Annotated in this window: 24 protein-coding genes; 7 read left to right on the forward strand and 17 right to left on the reverse strand. The window is 68.7% G+C overall.

Going from position 1 to position 24,779, the window contains the following annotated elements; genetic code table 11:
* Nucleotides 1-42: 42 nt before the first annotated feature.
* The 7 genes from BLQ75_RS06000 to BLQ75_RS06030 all read right to left on the reverse strand — a co-directional run bounded on the left by BLQ75_RS06000 (nucleotide 43) and on the right by BLQ75_RS06030 (nucleotide 6,604).
* Nucleotides 43-1,155 carry a cytochrome P450 family protein gene (locus BLQ75_RS06000; protein WP_244515273.1) on the reverse strand — a complete coding sequence of 371 codons (1,113 nt, stop codon included), beginning with the start codon at nucleotides 1,153-1,155 and terminating at the stop codon, nucleotides 43-45.
* Entirely contained in the window at nucleotides 1,152-2,543 is a 1,392-nt protein-coding gene (locus BLQ75_RS24145; RefSeq protein ID WP_244515274.1) for a cytochrome P450, read from the reverse strand. Before BLQ75_RS24145 ends, BLQ75_RS06000 begins: the two co-directional genes overlap by 4 nt.
* A gap of 508 nt (nucleotides 2,544-3,051) precedes the next feature.
* On the reverse strand, nucleotides 3,052-3,657 hold the full coding sequence (locus BLQ75_RS06010; RefSeq protein WP_092599020.1) for a GTP-binding protein: 606 nt from the start codon (nucleotides 3,655-3,657) through the stop codon (nucleotides 3,052-3,054).
* Nucleotides 3,635-3,997 carry a DUF742 domain-containing protein gene (locus BLQ75_RS06015; protein WP_092599023.1) on the reverse strand — a complete coding sequence of 121 codons (363 nt, stop codon included), beginning with the start codon at nucleotides 3,995-3,997 and terminating at the stop codon, nucleotides 3,635-3,637. Before BLQ75_RS06015 ends, BLQ75_RS06010 begins: the two co-directional genes overlap by 23 nt.
* On the reverse strand, nucleotides 3,994-4,419 hold the full coding sequence (locus tag BLQ75_RS06020) for a roadblock/LC7 domain-containing protein (RefSeq protein ID WP_092599026.1): 426 nt from the start codon (nucleotides 4,417-4,419) through the stop codon (nucleotides 3,994-3,996). The genes BLQ75_RS06015 and BLQ75_RS06020 overlap by 4 nt, the downstream gene beginning before the upstream one ends.
* Nucleotides 4,416-5,651, reverse strand: a complete 1,236-nt coding sequence (locus BLQ75_RS06025) for an ATP-binding protein (RefSeq protein WP_244515275.1) — start codon at nucleotides 5,649-5,651, stop codon at nucleotides 4,416-4,418. The genes BLQ75_RS06020 and BLQ75_RS06025 overlap by 4 nt, the downstream gene beginning before the upstream one ends.
* A 491-nt stretch (nucleotides 5,652-6,142) precedes the next feature.
* Entirely contained in the window at nucleotides 6,143-6,604 is a 462-nt protein-coding gene (locus tag BLQ75_RS06030) for an SRPBCC family protein (RefSeq protein WP_092599032.1), read from the reverse strand.
* Nucleotides 6,605-6,906: 302 nt separating this feature from the next.
* Between BLQ75_RS06030 and BLQ75_RS06035 the strand changes: the two genes are divergently transcribed.
* Entirely contained in the window at nucleotides 6,907-8,544 is a 1,638-nt protein-coding gene (locus BLQ75_RS06035; RefSeq protein ID WP_211481192.1) for a BCCT family transporter, read from the forward strand.
* Between the two features lie 112 nt (nucleotides 8,545-8,656).
* Here BLQ75_RS06035 and BLQ75_RS06040 read toward each other — a convergent pair whose 3' ends face one another.
* Both BLQ75_RS06040 and BLQ75_RS06050 read right to left on the reverse strand, forming a co-directional pair.
* On the reverse strand, nucleotides 8,657-9,640 hold the full coding sequence (locus tag BLQ75_RS06040) for an arabinan endo-1,5-alpha-L-arabinosidase (protein ID WP_092599038.1): 984 nt from the start codon (nucleotides 9,638-9,640) through the stop codon (nucleotides 8,657-8,659).
* Nucleotides 9,641-10,342: 702 nt separating this feature from the next.
* Complete coding sequence (locus BLQ75_RS06050; RefSeq protein ID WP_244515276.1) at nucleotides 10,343-11,089, reverse strand: GntR family transcriptional regulator; 747 nt, start codon at nucleotides 11,087-11,089, stop codon at nucleotides 10,343-10,345.
* A 215-nt stretch (nucleotides 11,090-11,304) separates the two neighbouring features.
* Between BLQ75_RS06050 and BLQ75_RS06055 the strand changes: the two genes are divergently transcribed.
* Nucleotides 11,305-12,459 carry an adenosine deaminase gene (locus BLQ75_RS06055; protein WP_092599047.1) on the forward strand — a complete coding sequence of 385 codons (1,155 nt, stop codon included), beginning with the start codon at nucleotides 11,305-11,307 and terminating at the stop codon, nucleotides 12,457-12,459.
* A gap of 331 nt (nucleotides 12,460-12,790) precedes the next feature.
* Here the strand turns inward: BLQ75_RS06055 and BLQ75_RS06060 are convergent, their stop codons facing one another.
* Nucleotides 12,791-13,072, reverse strand: a complete 282-nt coding sequence (locus tag BLQ75_RS06060) for a metal-sensitive transcriptional regulator (protein WP_043573332.1) — start codon at nucleotides 13,070-13,072, stop codon at nucleotides 12,791-12,793.
* A gap of 122 nt (nucleotides 13,073-13,194) precedes the next feature.
* On the reverse strand, nucleotides 13,195-13,776 hold the full coding sequence (locus tag BLQ75_RS06065) for a TetR/AcrR family transcriptional regulator (protein WP_092599050.1): 582 nt from the start codon (nucleotides 13,774-13,776) through the stop codon (nucleotides 13,195-13,197).
* Between the two features lie 526 nt (nucleotides 13,777-14,302).
* On the opposite strand from BLQ75_RS06065, the gene BLQ75_RS06070 reads away from it, so the two are divergent.
* Complete coding sequence (locus BLQ75_RS06070; RefSeq protein ID WP_092599053.1) at nucleotides 14,303-15,523, forward strand: site-2 protease family protein; 1,221 nt, start codon at nucleotides 14,303-14,305, stop codon at nucleotides 15,521-15,523.
* Between the two features lie 51 nt (nucleotides 15,524-15,574).
* Here BLQ75_RS06070 and BLQ75_RS06075 read toward each other — a convergent pair whose 3' ends face one another.
* The 3 genes from BLQ75_RS06075 to BLQ75_RS06085 form a co-directional block, all read right to left on the reverse strand.
* Nucleotides 15,575-15,808 carry a hypothetical protein gene (locus BLQ75_RS06075; protein WP_092599056.1) on the reverse strand — a complete coding sequence of 78 codons (234 nt, stop codon included), beginning with the start codon at nucleotides 15,806-15,808 and terminating at the stop codon, nucleotides 15,575-15,577.
* A gap of 16 nt (nucleotides 15,809-15,824) precedes the next feature.
* Nucleotides 15,825-17,141 carry a S8 family serine peptidase gene (locus BLQ75_RS06080; protein WP_092599059.1) on the reverse strand — a complete coding sequence of 439 codons (1,317 nt, stop codon included), beginning with the start codon at nucleotides 17,139-17,141 and terminating at the stop codon, nucleotides 15,825-15,827.
* A gap of 867 nt (nucleotides 17,142-18,008) precedes the next feature.
* Complete coding sequence (locus BLQ75_RS06085) at nucleotides 18,009-18,347, reverse strand: hypothetical protein (RefSeq protein ID WP_092599062.1); 339 nt, start codon at nucleotides 18,345-18,347, stop codon at nucleotides 18,009-18,011.
* A gap of 302 nt (nucleotides 18,348-18,649) precedes the next feature.
* On the opposite strand from BLQ75_RS06085, the gene BLQ75_RS06090 reads away from it, so the two are divergent.
* A complete protein-coding gene (locus tag BLQ75_RS06090) occupies nucleotides 18,650-19,540 on the forward strand; it encodes an MBL fold metallo-hydrolase (protein WP_092599065.1) in 891 nt (296 codons plus the stop codon).
* Between the two features lie 81 nt (nucleotides 19,541-19,621).
* On the opposite strand, the gene BLQ75_RS06095 is transcribed toward BLQ75_RS06090, so the two are convergent.
* Nucleotides 19,622-20,998, reverse strand: a complete 1,377-nt coding sequence (locus tag BLQ75_RS06095) for a cryptochrome/photolyase family protein (protein WP_211481193.1) — start codon at nucleotides 20,996-20,998, stop codon at nucleotides 19,622-19,624.
* Between the two features lie 353 nt (nucleotides 20,999-21,351).
* Here BLQ75_RS06095 and BLQ75_RS06105 point away from each other — a divergent pair, with 353 nt between their 5' ends.
* Nucleotides 21,352-21,531: a hypothetical protein gene (locus BLQ75_RS06105; RefSeq protein WP_139182923.1), complete on the forward strand. Its 180-nt coding sequence runs from the start codon at nucleotides 21,352-21,354 to the stop codon at nucleotides 21,529-21,531.
* Nucleotides 21,532-21,666: 135 nt separating this feature from the next.
* A complete protein-coding gene (locus tag BLQ75_RS06110; protein ID WP_139182924.1) occupies nucleotides 21,667-22,146 on the forward strand; it encodes a hypothetical protein in 480 nt (159 codons plus the stop codon).
* A 239-nt stretch (nucleotides 22,147-22,385) separates the two neighbouring features.
* Here the strand turns inward: BLQ75_RS06110 and BLQ75_RS06115 are convergent, their stop codons facing one another.
* Complete coding sequence (locus tag BLQ75_RS06115; RefSeq protein ID WP_092599076.1) at nucleotides 22,386-23,396, reverse strand: aldo/keto reductase; 1,011 nt, start codon at nucleotides 23,394-23,396, stop codon at nucleotides 22,386-22,388.
* A 119-nt stretch (nucleotides 23,397-23,515) separates the two neighbouring features.
* Here BLQ75_RS06115 and BLQ75_RS06120 point away from each other — a divergent pair, with 119 nt between their 5' ends.
* Nucleotides 23,516-24,415 carry a LysR family transcriptional regulator gene (locus BLQ75_RS06120; RefSeq protein ID WP_092599079.1) on the forward strand — a complete coding sequence of 300 codons (900 nt, stop codon included), beginning with the start codon at nucleotides 23,516-23,518 and terminating at the stop codon, nucleotides 24,413-24,415.
* A 35-nt stretch (nucleotides 24,416-24,450) separates the two neighbouring features.
* Here BLQ75_RS06120 and BLQ75_RS06125 read toward each other — a convergent pair whose 3' ends face one another.
* Nucleotides 24,451-24,648 carry a hypothetical protein gene (locus BLQ75_RS06125; RefSeq protein WP_092599082.1) on the reverse strand — a complete coding sequence of 66 codons (198 nt, stop codon included), beginning with the start codon at nucleotides 24,646-24,648 and terminating at the stop codon, nucleotides 24,451-24,453.
* Nucleotides 24,649-24,779: the final 131 nt, after the last annotated feature.

Genomic DNA, 24,779 nt, shown 5'->3' on the forward strand with positions numbered 1-24,779 from the left:
GGGCGCCGGGTGGCCCCGGCGGCACTATCGGGTGGTGGCTCCTCACCTGGGATTCGGGAGCCCGTCCAGCATCACCGGGAGGGAGGCGTGGCCGTTGGCGATGAACCCGCCGGCCGGGCGGAGTTCGGAGTCCGGGACCGCGAGACGCATCCCCGGGAATCGGTCGAACAGCGCCGGTAGTGCGATCTCCGCCTCCAGCCGCGCCAGCGGAGCCCCGAGACAGTAGTGCGCACCGTGCCCGAACGCCAGGTGGTCACCGTTGTCCGAACGGGTGACGTCGAACTCGTCGGGGCGTTCGTAGCGCTCCGGATCACGACCGGCCGCGGCGTAACTCGCCAGAATGGGCTCTCCCGCGCGGATCACGACACCGTCGATCTCGATGTCCTCGACGGCGTAGCGCAGCGGAACGTTGGCCAGCGGCGCCTGCCACCGCAGCGTTTCGGTGACCACCTGTTCCCAGGAGACCGAACCGTCACGGACCAGGGCCAGCTGCTCGGGGTGGCGCAGCACGGCGGTTATGGCGTGGTCGAGCAGGTTGACGGTGGTCTCGTGCCCGGCACCGATCAGCAGGATCAGCGTGTCGACGAGTTCACGCTCGTCGAGTTTGCCCTCGTTCTCGTCGCGCGCCCTCAGCAGCACGCTGGTCAGGTCGTCGCCGGGATCGGCGCGTTTGGCGGCCACCAGGTCGTTGAGCAGCGAGTAGAGTTCGTACTGCGTGGCCCGGACCCGCTCCGGTGTGGCGGAGGTGTCGAACACCCCGTCGACGATGCGACGCAGGCCGGGTTTGGCCTCGTCGGGAACCCCGAACAGATGGCAGATCACCGCGATGGGGAGCGGATAGGCGAAGCTTTCGCGCAGGTCGACACCGCCCCGCGCGGGCGAGGCGGCCAGCTCGTCGAGCAGCTCGGTGGTGATCGTCTCGACGTAGGGACGCATCGCGGCGATCCGACGCGGGGTGAACGCCGTGGACACCAGCGAACGGAGCCTGCGGTGCTCCCGGCCGTGCGCGGTGAACATGTTGCGGACCGCGACCCAGCTCGCCAGCGCCCAGTCCTCCGGCACGTCACCGTTGATCCAGCTCGGCCAGTGCTGTCGCGGATCCTTGGAAACCCGGTTGTCCGCGAGCAGCTCACGTAATCGCCGATGACTGGTCACCGACCAAGCAACCACTCCCCCAGGTAGCTCAACGCGCGCGACGGGGCCTTGCTCACGGAGCCGGCGCGCCTCGGTGTGGATGTCGTCTCCGGCTGGATCCAGGACGTGCGGGCAGGACGAGTGCTCCATTGGCCGCTTTCTCCAGGTGTCTCGTCACGACGGTCAGGTTCCTGGACAGGCGGGAAGTGCACCGGCAGCGCGGTCAGAGCACGGTGGAAGGGCCCGGGTCGCCACTCCAACTCGTCGGCGGGCACAGCCAAGTCCATATCGGGCAACGTATCCAAAATGGTCTCGATCGCGACAGAGGCGATCAAACGAGCCGTGCCTCGTGCCGGGCAGGTGTGCGGCCCGGCGCTCCAGGCCAGGTGGGCGCGGTTGCCGTCGCGGCGGGAGTCCCGCAGTGCGGGATCGGTGTTGGCCGCCGCGATTCCGATCACCACGGGTTGGTGAGCGGGGAGCTGAGTTCCGGCGAGTTCCACCTCGCGGGTGGGGAAGGTGATCGCGTAGTTCGCCAACGGCGGCTGCTTCCACAGCACCTCGTCGATGGCGTCCTCCACCGGCAGTCGCCCTCCGGACAGGTCACCCGCGAAGCGGTCGTCGGACAGCCACAGCCGCAACGCGTTGGCGATCAGGTTCTGCATCGGTTCGGCACCGGCTCCCATCAGCACCACGAGCTGCTGCACCATCTCCTCGTCGTCGAGGTCGGCCTCGTGCCGCAGCAACCAGGTGGTTATGTCGGACGAGGGCTGGTCACGACGCAGCGCTACCAATTCGGCGATGCACTTGCCGAGCTCCAGGTTGGCCCGCTCGGTGTCCACCCCGTCCCACAGCGCGGTGATCGCGTCCACCATGCGTGTGGTCAGCTCCGGTGGACTGCCGAACAGCCGGTTGAGCACCAGCAGCGGCAGCACCCGCGCGTAGTCGGCGAGCAGGTCGGCGCGCCCGTCGGGTCCGAAGTCCCGGATGAGGCTTTCCGCGCTCTCGGTGACGTAGCGGCGCAGCGTGAAGGCATCGATCCTGCCGAGACTGTCGGTGATGGCCTGGCGCAGCCGGTCGTGGGCGGGGCCGTCCTGGAACAGCACGTTGTCCCGGTACATCATCATCGCCACGACCGGGCTGTCCGCCGGTGCCTCGCGCTGCCAGGCGCGGGAGTCCTTGGGGAAGGTGTCGGGATCACGCAGCACCGAAAGGGCGGTCTCGTGGTCGAGCACGAGCGTGGCCGGCACCCCGGGGGCCAGTTCGACCGAGGCGAGCGGCCCCTGCTCGCGCAGCTCGGCGTAGACGCCGTCCGGGTCGGCGGCGAAGGCGTGGTCGTGGATCGGGGTGGGCGCGGCGTGCATCGGACAACCGGACGGTGCCGCCGCTCCGCCGTGGGCGGTTTCTACCATGTGAATTCCTTTCGGTTATGTGGATTCGGCTGGCGGGAACCCCGGGGGTTCGTGCCGGGAACCGGCCCCGAGTCACGTCCGGTGACTTCCCGAGACCGGGATTCACGAACGAGATCGCCGCTGTGCGGCACGGGCCGGACACGGATGAGCCAGGCGCGTACGAGTGCCGCTCCCCCGCCGGAGGGTGACGGCACGCGCCACGACGCACGCTCGGCCGCGTCCGGCGAGGCCGCCTGACCCCGCCCTCGGAATCAGGCCCCGCGCGTGGTGTCACCGACAGGCGGCGGGTGATACCACGTCGCGACCTCGCGATCGCCGAGCGGAGGGAAACGCTCCGGGGAATCCCTCTGACCGGGCGAGCGGAAAGCCAGGTCGTCGGGTCGGCGGTATCGGCCCGCGGAGCCGGTCTCAGAGCTCAACGGGAGTCCTCCCGGACGGGGCGGCGACGAAGCGGGAACCGCCGGGCCAAGAGCCCGACGGAAAACCGCAACCCCGGCGCGGAGAGCGGTCAAGCGGATTCCCGGGCGTGCTGGAGAGGAGAGGCGAGCACGTGCTCGACCAGGGAGACCATCGCCCGCGCGGTGGCGGAACGGTCACGGGCGTCGCAGGTGACCAGCGGGATCTCCGGCAACAGGTCGAAGGCCTCGCGTAACTCCTCGTGAGGTGGTATCTCGACGGTGTTGAAATCGTTGATCGCCACTCCGTAGGGCAACCCTCGGTCCTCGAGCACGCTGATCACGTCGAAGGAGTCCTCGAGACGTGCCACGTCGGCCAGCACCAGTGCTCCCAGCGCTCCGTGCGCGAGGTCCTCCCACATCGACAGGAAACGCTGCTGTCCCGGCGTCCCGAACATGTAGAGCACCACCCTGTCACTGAGCGTTCGGCGGCCGAAGTCCAGCGCCACGGTGGTGGTGGTCTTGTCCGTGATCCCGTGCAGGTCGTCGACGACTGCCCCGTCCCGGGTCATCGTCTCCTCGGTGTGCAGCGGTTCGATCTCGGACAGTGTGTTCACGAAGGTACTCTTTCCCACCGCGAACGGCCCCACGACCAGCACTTTCACGGCGGTACGGACGGTGTCCGGCAGGTACACCTCACCGGAGGGCTCTGAGCCCATCAAGCACCTCCTGCAGTAGTTCGCGGTCCGGCCCGTGCTGCTGCCACTCGGTGGACAGTGTGGCCAGATGTCCCTGATCCACCAGGTCGGCCACCATCACCCTGGTGACGCTGGCGGGTAACTCGAGGTGGGCGGCTATCTCGGCGATCGACAGGGATCCACCGGAGCACAGCCGCAGTGTCCGGCGTTGCTCCGGTGAGAGCAGCGACGGATCGGCGTGCCGCGTGGCCTGGATGAGCGTGGTGAGATCGAGAGTGTTCCTGGTCGGGTGAGCACGTCCTCCCGTGATCAGGTAGGGGCGTACCAACGCCTCCCGGTCCCGCCGCCGTGGCGGACTCATGAGCGGTCACTGTCCCCGGAACGGGGCAAGGTTCCCAGCTCGGTGCCCAATTTCTGCACCACCGCGTGGAACCGCTGCGTAGCGGGTCCCATATCCACCCTCTTGGTGGTCGAGACTCCCATGTAGGCGTGTGGTCCGGCCGCGATGAGGAAGATGTAGCCGGTGTCGAACTCGATGAGCGTCTGGTTCCACGCGGGCTGTGCCTCCGACGAATCGCCACAGAACTCGGTGGCGGCGGCCGAGGAACCACGCAGCGAGGCCAGGCACGCGGCGAACCGGTCGGCGTCGGCCTCGCTGATCTCCCCCGTCGCGGTGATCACCAGTCCGTCTCTGGCTAAGACCACGGCGCTGCGCACCTCCGGCAGCAACACGTCGTCGAGCATCCAACGTAGTTCCGGGCGCCGAACGGTGTTCGTACTCATGCGTGGGTGTCCTCATCCTCGTTCTCGCCGGCTGGGACGGCGCTGCTGGACTCGCTGGCCTGCTGCCAGGCGGCCAGTCCCGCCGCGCTGTCGGAACTGTCGCGCGGTGCCGCCTCGGTCTGTTCGGTGGTGGTCTCCCGTCTCCTGCGGCTGCGCTTGGGCAGCCCACCGGGGGTACGTTGCCGGGACCGTGCGGCCTCTCCCTCGCCACTGTCGGCCGACTCCGAAGCTGCACTCTCCCGAACCGGGCTCTCCTCGGGGGTCTCGATGTGGGTCAGCAACTCGTTCGGCACGAACACCACGGCTCGCATCCCGCCGTAGAGCGGTGGGGCGTCCACCGAGACGGTCATTCCGTAGCGCGCGGCCAACAGCCCGACGACGGCGAACCCGACCCGTGGCGGATCACCGATCTCGTCGAGGGCCACCTCCTGTTTCGACAACAGTCGTTCGGCGCGGCGCCGCTCCTCCAGCGGCATGCCGACCCCGGCGTCGTCGATGGTGATGGCGACACCGTTGTGCGCCGGTTGCACTCCGACCGCGACCTGCGCGTACGGTGGCGAGTAGCGCGCGGCGTTGTCCAACAGCTCCGCGACGAGCAGCACGAGCGGTTCCACCACGCGAGTGATCACTCCGAGGTCACCGACGGACTCGCCCTCGGTGCTGGGGTTGTTGGCGCTGACCGAGATACGCTGGTAGTCCCTGATCTGCGACTGCGCTCCCCGGAGTATGTCCTGCAGGCTCGTGGCCGAGCGCTGCTGACCGATCCAGGCCCCGAACAGCACGGCGAAGCCGCGCAGCCTCCTGCTGAGCTGCGAACCCGCGTGGTCGATGGTGTAGAGGTCGGCGAGCACGTCGGCGTCGTCGTGGCGGTGCTGCATGTCCGACACGGCCATGTGCTGTTCGGCGGCCAGGCCCCGCACGGTGTCCAGCACCCCGGTCAGGGTCCGCCGCGAAGCCTGTTCGGTGTGCTCACGGGTGGCGCGCACGACCCGCTCGATACCGTCGACGAGTTCGGCGAGGGACTCGGAGACCGCCGTGCCGTCGGCCTGCCGCAACGGCCCCGGTACCGGAGCGGTCGACATCCCGTTGAGGGACTCCGCCAACGCGGGCAATCGCTTGGTCCGCAGGTGTTCGAGTTCGGCGAGGTACTGCTCGCGTTCCCTGACGAGTTCCACTATTCGCTGTCGCTGGCGAGCGATGGCCGCCGCACCGGCTACCGCCAGCGCTGTCAAACCGGCGGCACCCACCGATCGCACCACTGACGTGGTACTCCACCGGTGGGGGGTCGAACTCATTGAGTGTTGTGTTGTCATGCGTCCCTCGTGAACGAACGTGCGGGGCACCATGCGTCATGGCGGCCACGGAGACGACACCGCCGTCGCCGGAGTTCACGCCCGCGCTGCGACTCGCGGGCCACGGTGGACTCGCCCGGCACAACTCCGGTGCGGTGAGGTGGTCGCGAGCAAGATCGTACGCATCCGCCGCGGGGACTCCTCGCGGTGGCCGCTGCCTCTCACGAAAGAGTTACCACTAGAGTGGGAGGGAAGTGTATTTGTCCACTCTGGATTCAAAATTCCGGCCCGTGCGGTCGGTGTGTTCCGCGCGGATCGAGCCCGATCCGAGCGACAGGTGACGGGAACGGGTCACGCACCCGGGAAGAGCACCGGCCCGCGTCGACACGAGCCACCTCGACCACAGTGGGGCAAAAAAGAAGGAGTGTCCTTCAGTCCCGTTCGGCCAGCTTCTTCAGCGCACGGAGTGTGTGCTCGATGTTGCGCTGGTTGGCCCCTTCCCTGTCGGACTCGCCGGTGGTCTCGGCGCTCACAGGGGTGTACCAGCTCGGACGCCGGTCCCAGGTGCTCTCCACGACGCGACATCCCTCGTCGGTGGGAACCAGCTCGTAACTCCAGTGCGAGACCGGCGTGTCCCCGTCGTCGACGTCGAAGGCGAACCGCCGCCCGCCCTCGGCGACACGGACCGTGGCCACTGTCGACCAGGACTTGTCACCATTGCGGTTGAAACCGCGAAACCGCGCCCCAGGCCGTAGCGACGACGCGTCCAACCAGGCGCAGCTCTCGAGTTCCTCGGAGATCTCAGCGAGAACGTCGAGATCGGTGAGCATCCGGTAGACCGCCTCCGGTGAGGCGGCGACATCGACATGCGCGCTCGCCGTCGGTTCAACCACTCCGGCCTCCTCACACGGGGGTGGACTCTCACCACGCTACCCCACCGAACGCACCCGTTCACCGCCCGAGCCAGCCGCACCCCGGCCGCACGTCCGAACGAGCCGCGGAATCGATACAGGAGGTAGTCGAAACGGCCCCGAGGGGCACGCACGACCGCCTGCCCTGCGCGGCGCGGCCGGATGGAGGACGATGGTGCGCGGGCCCAAGCGCCCCGGTGCACTCACCGCGGGCGCCCCGCAGCGCTCGGGGATGGTGATCCACAGTGATTCGAGATTATGTCAGAACGCACACGAATCCCCCGGTGTTCATCATTTCGGGGATCGTGGCCGTGGCTTTCGTGTTGTGGGGGGTTCTGGCCCCGGCGAACGTCAGCACCGTCGCCGGCAACGTGAACAGCTTCATCACCACGAACTTCGGCTGGCTCTACATCCTTTCGGCCACCCTGTTCCTCATCTTCGTCGTCGTGATCATGCTCAGCCGGTTCGGCAACATCCGGCTCGGACCGCCGGACTCCAAACCCGAGTACGGCCGGACGGCCTGGTTCGCCATGCTGTTCACCGCCGGCATGGGAATCGGGCTGGTCTACTTCGCGGTCAGCGAACCGGTCTCGCACTACCTCAATCCGCCCACCGGCCAGGGCGGCACCGAACAAGACGTGTCCGAAGCGATGAACATCACCTTCTTCCACTGGGGACTGCACCCCTGGGCGATCTACATCGTGCTGGGACTGTCGCTGGGCTACTTCGCCTTCCGCCGGGGAATGCCACTGCGCCCCGCTTCGGCGTTCTACCCACTGATCGGGGAACGCATCTACGGCTGGATCGGGCACGTGATCGACATCCTGGCCGTGTTCGGCACGCTGTTCGGGCTGGCCACCTCGCTGGGTATCGGAGGCCAGCAGGTGGGGGCCGGACTGGAGACCCTGTTCGGCATCCCGAACACCGCCACGCTGCAGGTGATCCTGATCCTGGCCATCACCGCCATCGCGGTCGTGTCGGTGATGCTCGGTATCGACAAGGGCATCCGCAACCTGTCACTGATCAACCTGTGGCTGGCCTTCGCCCTGATGGTGTTCGTGTTCGTGGTGGCCTCATCACGCGACATCGTCAACGCGCTGGCGAACAACATCGGCACCTACCTGCAGAACCTGCCGCTGACGAGCTTCGAGACCTACCCGGGCAACGCCGAGGCGAGGGAATGGCAGGCCGACTGGACACTGTTCTACTGGGGCTGGTGGATCTCCTGGTCCCCCTTCGTCGGAATGTTCCTGGCCAGGATCTCGTTCGGACGCACGATCCGGCAGTTCATCGGAGGCGCGCTGTTCGCCCCCGTCGGGGCCTCGATGGTGTGGCTGACGGTGTTCGGCGACGCCGCGCTGCAACGGCTGCGCGCCAACCCGAACAACCCCCTCGGCGAGGCGAGTTCGGAAACGGCGATGTTCGTGCTGTTCAACCAGCTGCCGGTGGTGGAGGTCGTCAGTACCCTCGCCTCGGTGCTGGCGATCATCGTGGTGGTGCTGTTCTTCGCCACCTCCTCGGACTCCGGTTCGCTGGTTGTCGACATCCTCACCAACGGTGGTGACCCGCGCCCGAGGTGGCAGCAGCGACTGTTCTGGGCCGTGCTGGAGGGTGTGATCGCCGCGGTGCTGCTGGCCGCCGGAGCGGCCACCGGTGCGGACGCGCTGAGCGCGCTGCAGACCGCCTCGATCGTGGCCGGGCTGCCGTTCTGCATCGTGCTGCTGCTGATGTGTGTGGGACTGACCAGGGGACTCAACCAGGAGCGGCATTTACTGACCCGCCCCGAGGAGCCCAGCCCCCTGATCGGTCTGCGACAGAGCGCGGCCAGAACCCCCCGCACCACTTCGAGCGGTGAGTCGGGCGGCGGAACCGCCCGGGAGTCCGGCGAGGGGACGAGCGGTTCCGATCCCGACAGGGAGTGACCCCGGCACGTTCGCGGAGCGGCCGGCGGAGCTCTGCCGAGCCAGGCCGGCCGCTCCACCGGTGTCTCCGTCGAACCGGGAGTTCGAGGGGCCCCGTTCGACGAGCTGTCCGTCAAATCACGTAGGGCCATCCCTGGGCGTCCCAAGCGAGCAGGTTTATGCCCAGCTTGTGCGCACCGGAATCGTTGGCGTCGTAGTAGTGGTAGACGAGCAGGCTGCCGTCGGAGTCGTGCATCACGCTCTGTCCACCCGGGCCGATGACGTTGTCGTGGCTTCCGAGTATCCGTGTGCCCCCGCCCTGCAGCATCGGTGTGCCGGAACGGTCCACATAAGGTCCGGTGGGAGAGGTGGAACGTCCGACCATGACCCGGTACGTGCTGTCGGTACCCTCGCAGCACTGCCCGAAGGAGACGATGAGGTAGAAGTAGCCGTCGCGCTCGACGATCTCCGGAGCCTCGACCTCGTCCGAGGAGGGACCGCTGGCCAGGTGATAGAGGGTGCGATCGCTACCGTGCTGCTTGCCGGTCGATGGATCCAACCTGATCATGCGGATACCGCTCCAGAAGGAGCCGAAGGTCAGCCACCACTTTCCGGAGCTGTCGACGAACAGGTTCGGATCGATGGCGTTGTGGTTGTCACTGGTGGTCGTGCTGTGGACGATGCCCTGGTCCTGCCAGTCACCTGGCTCACCGGTCGCGCTGGTGGCCAGGCCGATCGCCGAGTGATTCGACCCGAACGAGGAGGCGGCGTAGTAGAGCAGGTACCTGCCGCCGTGGTGGGAGACGTCCGGCGCCCAGATGTCTCCCGCGGAATTGTAGTCGTAAACCCAGGACGGAACGCTGGAGAACACCGAACCGGTGCGCGTGAAATCGATTCGGTCCGTGGAATGGCGCATCTGTATTCCGCCGCCGGTGGAGAACAGTCGGTAACCGGATTCGGTTCGCACCATCGACGGGTCGTGTGCGGCGATGTCGCCGGTAACGGTGCCGGGCATCGGGTAATCCGCCGCCGACGCGCCGGGGGCGGCGATTCCGAGAGTGGTCAACAACGCCGCGAGCACGCCCGCGATCCGAAGGGGAATTCGATAAGTAAACATGGGCTCCTCAAAAGGTCGTCCGTGCTCGGCACACTAGGAATCGCGCGTTCTGCCGCCCGGCCGTGACACGCTGGGTCACCCGGCCGAGGTCGGCGAGCCACCCGAACGCGGTAGCCGATCGTCCCGAAACCGACTGTCCGAAGAACCGAACACCGTTCGAAAGCAAGCTAGGACGGCGTTACGTGACGGTCAACACAATCCGGCGCACAGCGTCCTTCCGGCGGCACCCCGGAGCACCCTTCCGGCGCAGTGCTCTCTCCGAATCGGCAGGATTCCCATCCGACCCCGCCGATGAACGAGTCCCGCCACGCTTCGCCACGGGAGCGGCTCGAAGAACACCGCGGTGCGCGGTAGGGTCCTGGCCAACTTTCCGGCCCCAGGACCACGAACTCGGCACCGGCCCGGTCGAGACACACGGCCGAGCGCCCCACCCCTTCGGCGTTCTCCGGGTACATGACGACACCGCCGCCACCTTCGGTGACCAGCTCCGCCGTGCGGTCACAGCCGGAGACGGTGAAAACCGGCTGCCGGTAGACGGAAGAAGTGGTCACCGTCGAGCCCGTCCCCGACACTCGCGATTTCCGCTGGAGCGCCACTCACCGGCGGGACACGGGAGGAGCACGCCGCGATTCCCGGGCGGAAACCGGCTCGCCGGAAGGAACGACTGTGCCTACCCCCACAGCCGGGCGGGACTTCCCGGGCCTATCGCGTCTGCAACAGCGGCACGGCGGGCGCTCCGCTGGGCAGCATGTACTTGCCGATCAACAGCGGTGTGCTGTCGCTGCGGACCACCTGGGTGATCAGCACCACAGGCGTGTCGGAGGGACGTCGGAACGCCGCGCCGCGCTGCCCTCCGAGCACGCTCGCGGTGATCGCGCTCGAACCACGCAGCGACAGCTCGGAGAAACGCGAGGTCAACACGTCCAGCATGGTCCTGGGCTGTTCCGAGGCGGCGCGCAGCGCTTCGGGGAGCTGAGAGGAGAGTTCGGCCAGCGAGTCGTCCGGCAGAATCCATTCCTGCACCAGGCACGCCGGTGAGCCGTCGACGTCGACGATGCTCTCCCAGAACCGGATCTCGCTGGCCGCGGGGACCGGTAAGTGCTGTAGCACCAGGTCGGTGGGTTCCTCGGTGGAACGGGCGAGCACCCGCACCGCCGCGGTCTCGCCTCCCAGAAGCTTCTCGACGGAGTTCAGGCGCTCGAACCCCCGGTGCGGTGTCCCGGTGCTGACCGTGCGCCCCACTCCCCGACGAACCGTGATCACACCGTCCTCCTGCAGCAGGATCAACGCCTCACGCAGCGCCGGACGGCTCACCCCCAGCTCACCGGCCAGCTCGGGTTCGGACGGCAGCGCCGAACCGGGCGGGTAGTCTCCTGCGCGGATGGCGTTCACGATCCGCTCGTAGAGCTCCACAGACGGTCTGCGCTGTGACCCACGACTGCCCGGCACGCTTCACCTCGCTCAAAACTTTGTCAGACAAGCTAGTTCGAACTTCCTCATCCGGTCAATCCGGCACACCACACCGCCAGGACGAACGAACACACCGAAGGGCGTCGAACCCGAGAGAGGTTTGACAAGTTCGCTCCCCGACGTGTACACACTCGAAAAATCAAACTTGTCTGACAGCATCGTCACGGTTCGAGGAGGTACCGCTGTTGCGAGGAATGACCACCGGCCCCACCGACGAACAGATCAGGCAAGCCCCGAAGGTACTGCTGCACGATCACCTCGACGGCGGACTGCGCCCCCGAACCGTCGCCGAGCTCGCCGCGCGCGACGGCTACGAACAACTACCGAGCACGGATCCGGGAGAGCTGGAGAACTGGTTCGCGGCCGCCGCCGAAGCAGGCTCGCTGGAGGAGTACCTGGAGCGTTTCACCCACACGGTCGGGGTACTGCAAACCCCCGAGGCGCTGCGGCGCGTCGCAGCGGAGTGCGCCGAGGACCTGGCCGCCGACGGTGTGGTCTACGCAGAGATCCGGTATGCCCCCGAACTGAGCACGCAGACGGGCATGGAACTGGACGAGGTGGTCGAGGCGATCCTGGCCGGTTTCGGCGACGGGGCCAACCGTGCGGCGGAGCAGGGGCGGCGCATCCGTGTCGGACTGCTGCTGTGCGCGATGCGGCAGGCCTCGCGGTCCTCCGAGATCGCCAGACTGGCGGTGCGCTACCGCGACCAGGGCGTGGTCGGGTTCGACATCGCGGGCCCCGAAGCCGGCCACCCGCCCACCCAGTCGCTGGAGGCGTTCGAGTACCTGCGACGGGAGAACTTCCACTTCACCATCCACGCCGGTGAAGGATTCGGACTTCCTTCCATATGGGAGGCCATCCAGTACTGCGGCGCGGCGCGGCTGGGCCACGGGGTCCGGATCCTCGACGACATCACGTTCGACGAGAGCGGCACCGCCCACCTGGGACGGCTCGCCTCCTTCGTCCGGGACCGGCGAATTCCGCTCGAGATGTGCCCCAGGTCGAACGTGCACACCGGAACGGTGAACTCGCTGCCGGAACACCCGATCGCGCTGCTGCGCGAGCTGCACTTTCGCGTGACGGTCAACACCGACAACAGGCTGATGAGCCAGACCAGCATGAGCAGGGAGTTCAGGGAGCTCATCGACACCTTCGGATACACCCTGGACGACCTGCAGTGGTTCACCGTGAACGCGATGAAGTCGTCCTTCCTGCCGTTCAACCAGCGACTCGCGCTGATCAACGAGGTGATCAAGCCGGGCTATGCCGCGCTGCGCTCCGAGTCGCTGTTCGGCAAGGTCGACGAGTCGGTGGGGCCGGTGGCGACGACCTCCGGAAGTGGTGAGTGACTGACTCGGTGCGGAACGGCTCGCTCGATGCCCGGGTCCCGCCCGCGAGGCGAACGCCCGGACCGCGCCGCTGGGCGCATCGAGCGGGTCCCACCGCCACGTCCCCGGAGTCGCCCGGTGGCGCGCCCAGCCCCACGTGCGCCGAGCGCCTCGCTCCGCCGCGAACCGAATCGCGGCGAGCGGAAGGAGTCCGTCGACGGGGCTGTGAGCACGACTCCCCTGCGGGGGCCGTGACGGTCCGCGGGAACCGACTCCCGCGCCGGGGACTGTCACACGTTTCGTGGACGGCGAACCACCGGTCCCAGCCGGGCGGTCGCGGCCGGGGGATGACTCAGGAACGCACCAGACGGGCGATGGCCTCGCTGGCCTCCTGGATCTTGGCGTCGGCGTCCTCGCCACCCTCCGAGACCGCCTCGGCCACGCAGTGCTTGAGGTGCTCGTCCAGCAGTCCCAGCGAAACCGCCTGCAGTCCCCGTGTCACGGCCGATACCTGCGTGAGCACGTCGATGCAGTACTCGTCGTTCTCGACCATCCGCGCCAGGCCACGAACCTGGCCCTCGACGCGCCGCAGCCGTTTGAGGTACTCCTCCTTGTCCTGGGTGTAGCCACGCATACGACCTCCCTAGTCAACGCGAACGAACCGCCACCCAGATTACCCCCTCCCCGTATCCGTATCACACCGAACCAGTCGCCCCCGAACGCTCGCGGCTATCCAGCCCCGGACGAAACGCGGAATCACGCCAGCAGCCGGGCGGCCGCCTGTCTGGCTACCCCGACCGGATCACGCACCCGCCCGGTTCCGGTGGTGACGAGCGCTCCCTCCAGCAGCAGGAAGATCTGCTCGGCCAGCGGTCCCGAATCCGCCGCTCCGGTCTCGGCGACCAGTTCGGCCAACCAACCCCGCAACCGCGCCTTGTCCGCCTCGATCACCGCCTGTGCCGGGTGCTGGGGGTCGGCGAGTTCGGCCTCGGCGTTGACGAACGCACACCCTCGGGGACACTCCCGTTCGAGCCAGCTCGCCAGGATGTCGAAGACCGCCAGGACCCGATCCCCCGGTGCGCCCCCCACAGCACGCAGTTCGGTGTCGAAGAACTCGCTCCAGCGCTGTTCCCGGCGTTCGAGATAGGCGACCACGAGTTCATCCTTGGACCGGAAGTGGTTGTACAGGCTCATCTTGGCGACTCCGGCCCGCTCGATGACCGTGTCGATACCGACGGCGCGAATGCCGTGCCGGTAGAACAGCTCGGAAGCGGCGTCGAGCAACCGCTCCCGCGCGGAACCCGACCGTGGTTCTGGTGTCGCCGTGCCGGTACTCATCAGCAGGTCTTCCCTCCCTCGCCGTCGCGAGCTCGACGGTACTCGCGACACCAACGACCCGCGGACGGTACCGGTCGACCGGGACCACCACTTCCGAGCGATCCCGCCCCGGACGGCCCCACGCTCCAGCGGTAACACCTGGCACGATCCACGTCCTCCTCCGGTCGAGCGGAGATGACGATGCACGAGAGCACTCCTGAAAGTGACCGGTCGAGATGACGGGCCGAACGCGCGCCGCGGCCGGACACCACGGGCTGACCGACCCCACCGAGCTGTCGATGCCGGAAGTCGTCGCCACTTTCCGGAGGGGAACCGGTCACGAGGTGCACCACACCGCTCCGGGAACGGTCCGGTTCGCCGTACGTTCGCGGCGACGGAAGCATTTCCGCTCCGCTGCTCGGACCCCTGGCCCGGCGTGTTCGATCCCCACCCGGCGAAACGACTACTCTGGGTTCGGGAGGACCGCACAGCGAGCACAAGCTGTCCGGACGCGGTCAAGACGCCCCGCCGGAGGCGGTGAACGGTGATGACGGGAACGATTCCGCTGGGTCGGGTGGCCGGTATACGCCTGCAGCTGCACTGGAGTGTGGCGGGCATCATCGGGTTGATCATTTTCATGCTGGGGGCCTACTGGCTGCCCACCACGCTGCCCGGGCACGCCACGGTCTTCTACTGGATCGCGAGCACCGCCGCCGCACTGCTGCTGATCGTCTCGGTGCTGCTGCACGAACTGGCCCACGCGCTCGTGGCACTGCGACACGGGCTCGGCGTGGACAAGATCACCCTGTGGCTGCTCGGAGGAGTAGCCCGGCTGCGCGGCGAGGCCGCCACGCCCAGGGCTGAACTGTTCATCGCCGGGGTGGGGCCTCTGGTGAGCGGCGTGGTGGCTGGAGTGTTCGTGCTGGCGACGTGGGTGCTGGCCACGTTGCAGGCCGGCCAGCTGGCGATCATCGTGGCGGCCTACCTCGGCGTACTGAACCTCGCGGTGATGGTGTTCAACCTGCTTCCGGCCGCCCCGCTGGACGGTGGTCGTATCCTGCGCGCGGTGATCTGGTCCCGCACCGGGCAGCGCTTCAAGGCGGCCCTGTGGGCGACGCGCACGGGAGCGGGGCTGGGCTTCCTGCTCATAGCAGGCGGATTCGTCAGCGTGGTCACCCGTGGCCTCGAGGGGATCTGGGCGATGCTGGTCGGCCTGTTCGTGGTGCAGGCGGCCGCTGCCGAACGCCAGCAGGCCCGGCTGGGCATGGCGCTCGGCGACACTCGGATAGACGATCTGGTGACGGTCGGTTCCACTCCCCTCTGGTCGGACCTCTCGGTGGGGCAGGTCCTGGAGTCCCAGTTCGGAAACGACGGCTCCGTGCTGGCCGTGGTGGACCGCGACGGCACCCTGCGGGGGATGCTGGACCCGCGACGCCTGCACGGCACGGCTGGTTACGAGCGGGACCGGAGGACGCTGCGCGAACTGGCCGATCCCCTCTCGGAGTTCACCACCGCGGCAGCACGGGAGACCGTGACCAGCGTACTCGCTAGGTACGACGATCCCCGGCGTTCGATCCTGGTGCTCGACGAGGGTCGGGCGGTGGGGCTGGTCCCGCCCTCGGAGATCCAGCGAGTCGTTTCCGAACTGATGCCGGGTGGCTCGGGACTCCGCCCCGGAGCCTCACCGGGCGGGGACGGCGGTAGTGGCCATGCCGACCCGAGCCCACCGCCGGACTGGTGGTACCCGGGACAGCGCCGGGAACGATGAGGCGGGACGGCCCGGCAGCGCGCGAATCCCCGGGGATCCGGACCCGGCCGTTCACTCCCCGGTCTCGCCGGGTGGTATCCACATCGTGCCGGTTCGTTCCACCGAGACCACTCCCGGCACCGTGCTGGCCGCGTCGAAAAGTTCCGCGTCCAGCGATCCTGTGATCACCCCGACCAGCTCCAGTACCCGCTCGACGCGCATCCCGGCCTGACGCAGTCGCTCGGCGACGGTTCCGATGTGGTCGACCCACTCGTCGCCTACCGTGACCACCACTTCTTCGGACATGGGAACCGGCCCGGTATCACGACGGCGCCTTGGCGATGCCCGCGCCGACGTCGACGCCGGGCAGTTCGAGCCGTTGTGCGCCACGCACCAGTTCCGACCACAACGCCTGGCCCCGCGCGTCGGTGCGCTGTGCCCACAACGCGGCGATGCCCGAGACGTGCGGAGTGGCCATGCTCGTACCGGAAATGGCGCGGTACCTGCGGTCCATGGGCCAGGTAGAGTACACATCCACCCCTGGTGCCGCGATGTCCACCTGCCCGCCGTCCACCGGATTGCTGCGCGCGGAGAAATCGGCGATGCCGAGCCGCGAGTCCAACGCGCCCACCGCCATGATGGAGGGGCTGTTGGCGGGCACCCCCACGAATCCGGGATCTCCGGAATCGCGGTCGGCGTTGTTGCCCGCGGCGGCCACGATCAGCGAACCACGGTTCAGCGCACGTCTGCCCACGATCTCGTAACGCCAGGAGACCCTCCGGATGTCGGCGCCCAGTGACAGGGAAATCACCCGGCAGTCGTTGCTGACCGCCCAGTTGATCGCGGCGAGGATGTTGGTGTCCGTGCCGGACCCGTCGTCGCCGAGCACCTTGCCCACCAGGATCTCGGCCTGTCCCGCCACGCCGTAGCGTCGACTGCCCGGTGGTTCCGGTGGGTTCGACGGACCGCAGGAAGTGCCCACGCAGTGGGTGCCGTGCCCGTTTCCGTCCTGGGCCCGCTCACCGGAGACGAAGGAGCGCGCCGTGAGCTCGCGCTCGGCGAAGTCCGGGTGCCGGAGGTCGAGTCCGGTGTCCAGCACCGCCACGCCGATGCCCTGGCCGGTCCGCTCGGAGTCGAGGACCCCGGTGGCCTGCAGTCCCCACGTCGCCTCTGCGGTGTCGACGAATTCGACCGGCGCGGTCCGAACCGTTGCCCAGCCGGTGTCGGTGCTCGGTGGCTGAACCGTCGGTGACTCGCTCCGGGTTTCCCCCGGCCCGCCCAGGGCGTACATGAACTGCTCGGCCTCGACGGCCGTCACACGGGGATCGTCGGCCGCGGCGGCCATGATGGACGCCGCTCGGTCCGGATCGGCGGCGAAGGTGCCGATGCCGAGATCGGCGAACACCGTGGCGTCGGCCCCCTCGGCCTGCTCCACGTCGAGAGCACGCCACTCGTAGTCGGATGTGCTGGCCACGTTGACGGCGCCGCTCAGCGAGCGCAGCGCTTCGACCTGGTCGCTCTCCCTGGCGAAGGCCTCGTCGCTGAGCACCAGAACGTAACGTCCGGTCGGCGAGCCCCGGCCGTCGGGAGATTCGCCACCGGAAAGGTCGTCACCGGGTGAAGGAACGGAACTGGACATAACGGTTTTCCTCCAGACTGCGAGCGGCACGGTGTCCGGAACTCACTACCGCCCCGGGAAGACCTCGCATCGCCCTGACCGGCGTCGATGGAACCGGGGTGGGGGATTCCGACACGCCGGAGTCACGACGCCATTGGTTCGGCACCATGCCCGTGAAGCGCTATCGGATTCATGATAGTCGTGAACCCCCTTTCCACCAAGCTACAACATCCGTACGTGTCATTACGTGTCATTCGAAGGAGCAAGCTGACCTAACTGACACGTTCGACCTATTCCCAACGAAATAAATACTTTTCGTTTTCTTGGTGGTTCCAGACCGGTCGGGGAAACGGACGATCCTCCTTCGCCTCGTCCCATCGTCCCGCACGCTCAGCACGGCCGAAACGTTCATCCCAGCGGGGACGAGTCGTCCCACCACCCCGGACGGGCCTCGGCGATCCTGTCCAGTGCCGCGTCCAGCTCGCGCTGTCGTGGCCCCGGAAAGAACCGCACGCGGCTCGACACCGGCGCGGATCGGACGGGCGCGGAAACCGCGCTCCCCTCTCCGAGCAGCGCCCCGGCCCGGGTAGGGGGCACCGCGTGCTCGCCCGGAAAGCAGTGACACGCAGAACGCGGCAGGAATGCGTACAGCTCCTCCACTGCCGCCCTCGAACCGCCGGTAAGAATGAGGTGGCGACAGCCACGACATCGACATGGCGAGCTCGACCGAGCCCGAACGAGATACGATCGGTGTCACGCGGTATGCCTCGACAACCTGGAAAGTTCTCGTGCTGCGGACACGGACGAGAAAGAGGCAGAGCACAGCCGAAGTAATGCCTCGAACGAGATCACTGAAGGGCGGTCGAGCTCGACCTCACCGATCCCGGTTCACTCGGCCGAGGGCTCGTCGTGATCCCACAGCGCGGCGAACCACGCCGCGTAGGGCGTGTCACGGACCGAGCGCCCGGTGAGGTCGGGGGCGCCGTCGGTCCACCAGACGGGGCCACGCTCACCGAGAGCGCGCTTCGCGGTCTCCACCGCGGCCCTGGCCTCCTCCCTGGCTGCCTCATCCCCCTGGCGCATCGCGTCCCGCTTCCACCTGCGGGCGGCCATCAGGTCCCGCACGAGTTCGGCCCGTTCCTCCGGATCGAGATCCGGGTTCGCGCGTCGCCACAACCGGCCTCGTACGACGAGGTAACGCCCGTCCGGTGTCTCGGGGTGTCCCATCCGGCCATCCTAAGCGTTGGTTCGAGGGACGGCCGTTGGTGAAAGTGCGTGCTTTTCGGTTCTGTTTGATTTCGTTTTACACTGAAAATTCGAAGACAACACTGGTTACGAAACGTAACAACCCAACCGAGATGGCCGGATACACACGCTCCGTCCGAGTACGAGGGCGCGGCGTGGCTCCGGTACGACGACACGCTGAATCGGTCGAGTTCGGACGGAGCAGCGCACGGCGCGGCGGCCGTGCGGCATAGCATGGCCGAACGGCATCCTTGATCTTCGTTTCCGGAAGGGGAACCCACTCAGTGTCGGCTACCGCGATCACTCGTACCGGTACTCACAGCACCGCCTACCTGCAGCTTCCGGGCGGTTGGTTCCACAACAACGCGGGATGGATCACCGGCGAACGGCACACGTTGCTCGTCGACACCTGCGCGACCGAGGGCCGCAGCCGTGCCCTGCTGGAGGCGGCGCTCGGCCCCGAACCGAAGACATCACTGACCGCGGTGCTCACCCACGCCCACGGCGACCACTCCCACGGTGCCCGGCAGGTGGTGGAGCAGGACGGCGCGGTCTACGCCGCGGACAGCGCCGTCGAGGAGATCCACGCGGGCCCGCACACCTACCCCGAGTTGTTCGAGTACGCCGACTGGGGCTCGATCGATCCCCCGGAGCACATCACCCCCGTGACGGGGCGTACCACGGTGGACCTGGGGGGCACCCGCGCCGAGATCCACCCGGTGCCCACCCGTGCCCACACCGACGGTGACCTCGTGATCCATCACCCCGACGACGGCGTGGTGTTCACCGGCGACCTGCTGTTCCACGGCGTTACCCCGCTGGCGCTGCACGGTAGTGTCGCGGGCTGGCTCGAGGCGCTGGACTGGTTGGAGTCCTTCCGGGCGGAGACCCTCGTGCCGGGCCACGGGCCGGTGGTCAGCCACGCCGACTCCGCGCTGGCCCAGCAGCGCGAGTACCTGCGCTGGCTGCTCGACAGCACCACCGAGGCGCTGCCCGACTTCGCCGCGCTGGAGGAACGGGCCCGGCGCGGCTGGCCCGAGTGGCACGACGCGGAACGCCACTCGGTCAACCTGCGGGTGGCCCACGCCGAGAACCGCGACCACACCCCCGACATCGCCGACGCGATCGCCGCGATGCTCGGCGCGGCCGGCAACCGCATCCCGCTGGAACTGTGACCCGAACGCTCGGCGACCGTGCCCCCGGCGGGCGGGCAGTGCGGCGAACCCACCGGTGCGCGGTCGCGGGGCCGCTTCCGACTACGGGTTCTTGATGCGCTCGTAGCGCGCCAGCGCCTCCTGACGTTCGTGGGCGTGGTCGACGAGCGGAGCGGGGTAGTCCGGAGCCAGTGAAGCGTCGGACCGCCACGGCCGGTGCGCCCGCGCTCCGGCCAGTCCCCGCAGCTCCGGCACGTACCGACGCACGTACTCGCCGGACGGGTCGAACTTCTCGCCCTGCGTGGTGGGGTTGAAGACGCGGAAGTAGGGCGCGGCGTCGGTGCCGCTGCCTGCCGCCCACTGCCAGCCGTGCTGGTTGGAGGCGAGATCGCCGTCCACGAGGTGGCGCATGAAATGGCGCGCTCCCCACCACCAGGGCAGGTGCAGGTCCTTGACCAGGAAACTGGCCACGATCATCCGGACGCGGTTGTGCATCCACCCCTCGTGCAGCAGCTGGCGCATCCCCGCGTCCACGACCGGGAACCCGGTCCTCCCCTCGCACCACACGTCGAACAGCGTGCTCGCCTCGGCGCCGGTGTCCAGCGGCATCCGGTCGAAACGGGGGTCGAAGTTGTGCCGGGCGCTGTCCGGCCGGTTCCACAGCACGTCCGCGTAGAACTCGCGGAAGGCCAGTTCGTTGCGATAGCTGCCCGCGCCGTGGTGGTCCAGCCGGGACAGCTCGCGCAGCAGGGTGCGCGGGTGCACGCACCCCCAGCGCAGGTAGGCCGACATCCTGCTGGTTCCCGCCGTGTCCGGGCGGTCGCGCCGGCTGTGGTACTCCGCCAGGCCACCGGATTCGACGAACTCGTGCCAGCGACGCAGCGCGGCGGACTCACCGGGTGGCGGCAGCTCCGGTGTGGCTTCCGGATCGCCGTCGGGCAGGGGGAGCCCGCCGAGTCCGTCGCTCGGTAGCCAGTCCACCGTGTCCACGCCGGTCTCGGCGGGGGCGGGCCAACCGTGCTCGGACCAGGCCCGCCGGAACGGGGTGAACACCCGGTACGGGGTGCCGTCGGCCTTGGTGATCCGTCCCGGTGTCACCGCGTAGGGTGATCCGGTCACTTCCCAGTCGATTCCCCTCTCCTCCAGCGCGGCGCGCACGCGTTCGTCGCGGCGGCTACCGTAGGGATTGGTGTCGGCGGAGGCGTGCACGCTTGCCGCCCCGACACGCTCGGCCAGTTCGGGCAGTACCTCGGCGGGATCGCCGCGCCTGATCAGCAGTGCGCCGCCTAGCCGTTCGTCCAGCTCGCGCAGACACCCGTAGAGGAAGTGGCGTCGGTTGGCCCCGGCTGGACGCAGCAGGTTGTCGTCCAGGACGAACACCGCCAGCACCGAGTCGGCCCGGCGTGCGGCGGCCAGCAGTGCGGCGTGGTCGTAGAGTCGCAGGTCGCGGCGGAACCACAGGATCGCGGAGGAGCTCACGCCAGCAGAGGCTACGGCAGGGTCCGTACGTGCGCGGTGATCACCGCGACGTCCGGCTCGATCCGGGGTGCGGCTTGCCCCCGGGCGGGTGTGCCCCGTCGAGTCGGCACGGCCCGGACCGGACGGCGGCGCACCCCTCTCGGGCAAGTGCCGTCCAGCTCGGTGGAACGCGGCGAGGAGCTGGTGAACAGGCGTAGGCGCTCGGACACCTCTTCGGCCGTGGCCGACTCTCCGGCCGGTGAGCGGGGAAAGACGGTCCCGACCGAGTCGGTCCAATTGTCTGTACAGACCTGTCTATATAGACTGCTCGCACGGGGCGAGCGCTCACGGGTGAAACGCAGGAGGCGGTGGAGATGAGCACGGAGAAGCGTTACCGAGCGGGCGGGCCGACCGGGAGCGCCCGCGGAAGGGAGCACACTTCCCCCGGCGAGGGAGCGGGCCCGGAACGGCGGCGCACGACACGACTCGCGCGCAGGTGCGCCGAGGCGAACCGGCGCAGGCAGGCGTGGCTGCTGGGACGGGAGCTCTCCTGAGCCCCGGCCACGGTGCGGTCGCTCGCGGCGGGCGCGTGCGCCGCGACGATCCCGAAGCGAAAAATCGGACACGCCGATCGGGCATGGAACCGGCCGATGTCGGGTATCCGGGCCGCAGAGGAACAGGAGGTCCGCATGGACACCACCGATTCGACCGGCTCGGGCCAGGAGACGAACGCGGTGCTGGTACTGGATCCGGACGGCCGGGGCGCGGGATGCCCGCCGGGTCCGTGGTCCGGACTCGCCGAAACCCTGCCGCTGCACTGGTTCCCGTTGTCCGTGGCCGACGACGGGTTGCTGCAGGTACGCGCACTGCTGGAACGACAGCTCGACGGCGGCGCGGGAATCGAGCTGGTGGCGGGCGGCGGCGCCGTGTACACGGCGCTGCGCGCCGCGGCACCTCACCCGAAGGCGGTCACCAGAGTGCTGCTGGCCACCGACGAGCCGCTCGACGAACCGGGACTGACCAAAGTGCTCGAACGCAACGGGACCACCGTTCGGGTGATGCACGTGGACACCGAACCGGCGAGCGGAACCGACGAGATCCCCCTGCTGGCCAGGCGGGGTGTCGCCGACAGCCTGGTCGACGAGCTCCGCGAACACCACAGCCGGTAGTCCCGGCGGGGGCGGTCCCCCCGCCGAGGGACGGGACCGCGTTCGCGGCGGCAGCGCTCGACGCCCCGGGACACCGCCGCGAACCCCAGCTCGGCTGGACCGCACGGCCGGGAGCTCCTCACCTCAGCGCTCACCGGGCCGTGCCGAGCGCCGAGCGATGCTCCGGTTCGGGCACCGGGAGAGGTGGGGCCGGAGCCGCCCGGCGTGCTCGGCGATCATGCCGGGCCGGCACGGACGGCTCAGACGCCGTCCGGCAGCGGCGCCGCGGGGTCGACCAGCCGTTCGTCGCGCAGCTCCTGCCAGAACCCGGTCGGGACGGGGGTGCGCGAGAGCTCCAGGTTCTGGCTCACGCGCTCGGGGCGGGACATGCCCGGTATCGTCGCCGCCACGGCGGGGTGGGCCAGCGGGAACCGCAGGGCGGCGGCCCGGATGTCGATGTCGTGCCGCTCGGCGATCTTTCGCAGCCGGTCGACGTCGTCGAGCACCCGCTGCGAGGCCTCCTGGTACTCGAAGTGCTTCCCACCGGCCAGCACGCCCGAGTTGAACGGGCCGCCCACGACCAGCTCCACGTCGCGCTCGGCGCAGCGCGGCAGCAACCGTTGCAACGAGTAGGAGTGGTCGAACAGGGTGTAGCGCCCCGCCAGCAGGAACGCGTCCGGGGTGTGCTCGTCGAGCCCGAGGGTCAGCTCGCACGGCTCCACGGTGTTGACACCGATGCCCCAGGCACCGACGACGCCCTGCTCGCGCAGGCTCGTCAACGCGCGGAACGCCCCGGTGCGCGCGGCGGCGAAGGCGTCGAGCCAGTCGTCGCCGTAGAAGTCCGGGGAGATGTCGTGCACCCAGGCAATGTCGATGTGGTCGGTGCCCAACCGCCGCAGGCTCTGCTCGATCGAGCGCATGGTGCCGTCGTAGCCGTAGTCGTTGCGGACCCGGTTGGGGCGCCCGTGCGCGAAGATGCCGCCCCGCTCGTCCGGATCGGCGGGCTCCTCGGTCTCGTACTCGACCACGCGGCCGACCTTGGTGCTGAGCACGTACTCGGAGCGCTCGTACCGCGACAGCACCCTGCCGAGCCGGATCTCGGACAGCCCGGCTCCGTAGATCGGGGCGGTGTCGTAGTAGCGGATGCCGTTGTCCCAGGCGGCCTGGATCGTCGCGGCGGCGTCCTCCTCCGGCACCGCGCGGAACATGTTGCCCACCGGGGCGGCGCCGAAACCGAGTGTCTCGCCGGACAACAACGATCGGATACTCACGTGTACTCCTCGTCGTGCGTGGTGCGGGCCGGTCCCGGCCCCTCGCCACCGACGCTAGAAGCACCTGTTACAGCTGTCCAAGACTCGATTGGCGAAGGTTGTTGCGGTGAGGGTCTGACATGTTGGAGCTACGTCAGCTGGAGTACTTCGTCGCCGTGGCCGAGACGGAGCACGTGGGGCGGGCCGCCGAGCGGCTGCGCATCTCGCAGTCACCGTTGAGCCGCCGGATCGCCGACCTGGAGCGACGGCTGGGGCTCGTGCTGTTCGAACGCAGCAGGCAACGCGTCCGGTTGACCGCCGACGGCGAGGTGTTCCTGTCCGAAGCGCGGGCGCTGCTGCGACACGCCGAACGGCTCGAGTCGCTCGGCCAGCGGCTCGGTCGGGGCGAGACGGGTGGGCTGTGCCTGGGCTACGTGGAACACGCCATCCACGCCGACGTGCTGCCCGGCGCGCTGCGCTCACTGCGCCGGGACCGGCCGGACGTGCACGTCTCGCTGCACAACCAGACCGGCGCGGAGCAGCTGGAGGCACTGCGCAGGCGGAGCCTGGACGTCGCGCTGGTGGACGCGCCACCGGCCGAGAACGACCCGGTGCTGGAGTCCGAACTGGTGCTGCGGGACCCGCTGGTACTGGCGCTGCCCGCGGACCACCCGCTGGCGAGCCACGAGCGAATCCAACCGCCCGATCTGGATGACCAGCCCTGGATCGCCATCGGTCGCGAGGACGCCGGCGAGGAGTTCCGGGAGTTCTTGAGCTCGTGCGCCGCCGAGGGGTTCACCCCGAGCGTGCGCACGGTGGCGCCCGAACCGCTGGCGGCGCTGGGGCTGGTGGCCTCGGGGCTGGGCATGGCGCTGCTGCAGCGCAGCGTGTTGCGCGGCACTCCCCCGGACGTGGTGCTGCGCGAGCTGCCCTGGTGCGACTCCTCGGTGCGGCTGTGGGCCTCCTGGCACCACATCGACCTGCGGCCGCTGGTGGCCGAGTTCCGGAAGGTACTGTTGGACGGCACGGCGGCGCGGTAGTGGAGAGGGCGCGGTGCGGGAGCGTCGTTCGGGGCTCACCGCGAGGTCCCGGTGGCCGAGTGACGCGGTGTTTCCTGGGTGACGTGCACCAGCGGATCGGCGATGACGGCCCGGCGCCCGTCCGGGCGCGGTGACCAGCGGAGCACCACTTCCGCCCCGGACGACAGCGGCCAGGGGCGGGTGAGACTGTGCCACGTTCCGGTGGGCAGCACGGTGAGCAGGTTCTCCAGCACGCGGTCGGGGCTTCCTCGAAGGTGCGTATCGTCGGCCGGGCGCGGTGGTTCCCGTTGTCGAGGGGCCGGGAGCCACTCCTGTCCACTCTCGTCTTAATCTTCCTCCGGAGGACCGACCTCGTCCAACCCGA

Origin of the sequence: Actinopolyspora xinjiangensis (assembly GCF_900104475.1) — a bacterium.
GTDB classification, from domain to species: domain Bacteria; phylum Actinomycetota; class Actinomycetes; order Mycobacteriales; family Pseudonocardiaceae; genus Actinopolyspora; species Actinopolyspora xinjiangensis.